Below are 933 nucleotides of genomic sequence, written 5' to 3'. Positions count from 1 at the left end.
ATCGACGCATGGTCGAACGCCGTGTCCTGCATGGCGCCCGCCGCGCGCGGAAACAGCGCGCTGCCCGTGGTTCCGCGCGGCGCCCACGGCGAAATCAGCAGCGCGGGCACGCGCACGCCCAGCCGGTCGAACGCAAACTCGCAGGGCACGGCGGCGCGATGACCGTTCAGATCGGCGTCGCCGGGCGGCACGGCGGCGGGCGGCGGCACATGATCGAAAAAGCCGCCGTGTTCGTCCCACGTCACCAGCAGCGCGCTGCGCGCCCAGACGGCCGGCGCGTTGCGGATCGTCTCGTACACATACTGGATGAAGCGCTCGCCCGAGGACATCGACCCGACCGGATGCTGCGAATTGCCATCGGCGAAATTTGCGCTCAGCAGTCCGTAGCTCGGCTCGATGAAGGTGTAGTCGATATCGTAGCCGCCGCTGTCGTTGAGATCTTGCTGGAAGGCGTCGTCGGCGCTGCCGGGGCGGATCGTGCGGAAGGTGTCGCCGTGAAAGAAGCCGCCGACGAGGCCTTTGATGGCCAGCACCTGCGGAAAGGCGTCGGCGTGATAGACGCGCCAGCGCTTGCCGCTCGCGGCGAGGCGCGCGAACAGCGTGCCGTTCTGGAACGAAAAGCCCAGGCTGTCGATGGTTTCGGACGCCGCGCTCGTCAGTCCGCCCGGACTGTTGGCGAGGCCGCCCGACGACGCCGCGTGCGCGAAGAAGCGGTTGGGCCAGGTGGGTCCGGGCATCGACGAGAACCAGTTGTCGAACAGCACGAACTCGCGCGCGAGCTGGTCGACGACGGGCAGTGCGTCCGCGCCGAAGCCCTGCATCGCGACCGCCGCGTTCGGCCCGCTCGCGAAGCCGCTCATGGGCGGCGTGCCCGCGATCTGCGCGGCCACGTCGTCGAATTCGTGCGGCGGGTCGGTCGCGATGCGGTTGGGC

General features: G+C 69.5%; 1 protein-coding gene. It reads right to left on the bottom strand.

The annotated features are described in order from the left end of the window. Positions 1-933 (bottom strand): alkaline phosphatase family protein (locus G3N97_RS39040; protein ID WP_241031112.1); only part of this gene is annotated, 933 nt, incomplete at both ends.

It is taken from the genome of Paraburkholderia sp. Ac-20347 (assembly GCF_017104805.1).
Taxonomy (GTDB): domain Bacteria; phylum Pseudomonadota; class Gammaproteobacteria; order Burkholderiales; family Burkholderiaceae; genus Paraburkholderia; species Paraburkholderia tropica.
This window is presented reverse-complemented; position numbering and strand designations above follow the sequence as displayed.